Raw genomic sequence first — 1,748 nt, forward strand, 5'->3', positions numbered from 1 at the left:
CCTGGGCCAGTTCGCCCATGTGGATGCGATCACGGCCCATCGCAAGGAGCTGGCACGCCACTACTTCGCCTGCTTCGGCAGCGATTTCGAAGCCAACTACGGCGCCCAGCTGCCGGTGCCCGACTTCGAGAACTCCAACTGGCACATGTTCCAGCTGGTGCTGCCGGAGCGCATCACCCGCGCGGCCTTCATGGAAAAGATGATGGAAAAGCAGATCGGCATTGGCTATCACTACCCGGCCATTCACTTGCTGAAGCTTTATCGTGAACGCGGCTTCAAGGAAGGCATGTTCCCGGTAGCCGAGCGCGTGGGCCAGCGCATCGTTTCCTTGCCCATGTTCAATGCCATGCGTAAAGAAGACGTCGAACGCTCGGTTGAAACGGTAAAATCGGTGCTCGGCTGATTTTCACCGTTTAGATAAATAAATTCGGCATAATTCGTTTTATTTGCCGTTTTGCAATTTCGCCGTACTGTATGCCTTGGCCTGAGCGCCGCGACAGACCTTGATCGTGGCGCGTCGGGCCTTTGATTTATTGCACCAGCGGCTTGGACTCAAGTAATTCCAGCATTTCCTATTTCGATATTTGATGAAACCAGAACTGTCCGTCGTCATCCCGGTTTACAACGAGGAATCCGGGCTCTCCAAACTGTTCGAGCGCCTTTATCCGGCGCTGGACGCCTTGGGCTACAGCTATGAAGTCATCTTCGTCAACGATGGCAGCCGTGACCGCTCCGCCGGCATCCTGGCCGAGCAATATCGCTTGCGCCCGGATGTGACGCGGGTGGTGCTGTTCAATGGCAACTATGGCCAGCACATGGCCATCATGGCCGGTTTCGAAGCCACCCGTGGCGACGTCGTGGTGACCCTGGACGCCGACCTGCAAAACCCGCCTGAAGAAATCGGCAACCTGGTGGCCAAGATGCGCGAAGGCTACGACTATGTCGGCTCGATTCGCCGCAAGCGCCAGGATTCGGCCTGGCGCACCTATGCCTCCAAGGCCATGAACCGCCTGCGCGAGAAGATCACCCGTATCAAGATGACCGACCAGGGCAACATGCTGCGTGCCTATGGTCGCAACGTCATCGATCTGGTCAACAAATGCCGCGAAGTGAATACTTTCGTACCGGCCCTGGCCTATACCTTCTCACGCAATCCCACCGAGATCGTGGTGGAGCACGAGGAGCGCTCGGCCGGGGAATCGAAATACTCCTTCTATAGCCTCATCCGCCTGAACTTCGATCTGGTGACCGGTTTCTCGCTGGTGCCGCTGCAATTCTTTTCGCTGCTGGGCATCGGCCTGTCCTTCGCCTCTGCCGCACTGTTCATCCTGATCGTACTGCGCCGCCTGTTGATCGGCGCCGAAGTGGGCGGGGTCTTCACCCTCTTTGCGATCAGCTTCTTCCTGATGGGCGTGATCCTGTTCTCGATCGGCCTCTTGGGTGAATACATCGGCCGTATCTACATGCAAGTACGTTCGCGCCCGCGCTATGTGGTGCAGGCCATCCTTGAGCAATCCTCTTCAGAAGACAAGCAAGCATTATGAACGCCGTCGTATTCGCCTACCATGACGTGNGGGTGCGCTGCCTGAAGGTCTTGCTCGCCCGCGGCGTGCAGATCTCGCTGGTGGTCACCCACGAAGACAGCGCCACCGAGAACATCTGGTTCGGTTCGGTCGCTGGTGTGTGCCGTGAACATGGCATCCCCTGCATCACCCCGACCGATCCCCAGTCGCGCAATTGCTGGCCCA

Annotated in this window: 2 protein-coding genes and 1 pseudogene; all 3 read left to right on the plus strand. The window is 57.8% G+C overall.

The annotated features are described in order from the left end of the window. Positions 1 to 403 (plus strand): DegT/DnrJ/EryC1/StrS family aminotransferase (locus I5W_RS22870; protein WP_044530973.1); only part of this gene is annotated, 403 nt, incomplete at its 5' end. A gap of 184 nt (positions 404 to 587) precedes the next feature. Then, complete coding sequence (locus I5W_RS22875; protein ID WP_017450972.1) at positions 588 to 1,544, plus strand: glycosyltransferase; 957 nt, start codon at positions 588 to 590, stop codon at positions 1,542 to 1,544. Next, positions 1,541 to 1,748 (plus strand): annotated as a pseudogene (locus tag I5W_RS22880) (formyltransferase); the annotation flags it as partial. The gene I5W_RS22875 and the pseudogene I5W_RS22880, both read left to right, overlap by 4 nt.

Source organism: Herbaspirillum sp. B65 (assembly GCF_000333555.1).
Taxonomy (GTDB): domain Bacteria; phylum Pseudomonadota; class Gammaproteobacteria; order Burkholderiales; family Burkholderiaceae_D; genus Herbaspirillum; species Herbaspirillum rubrisubalbicans.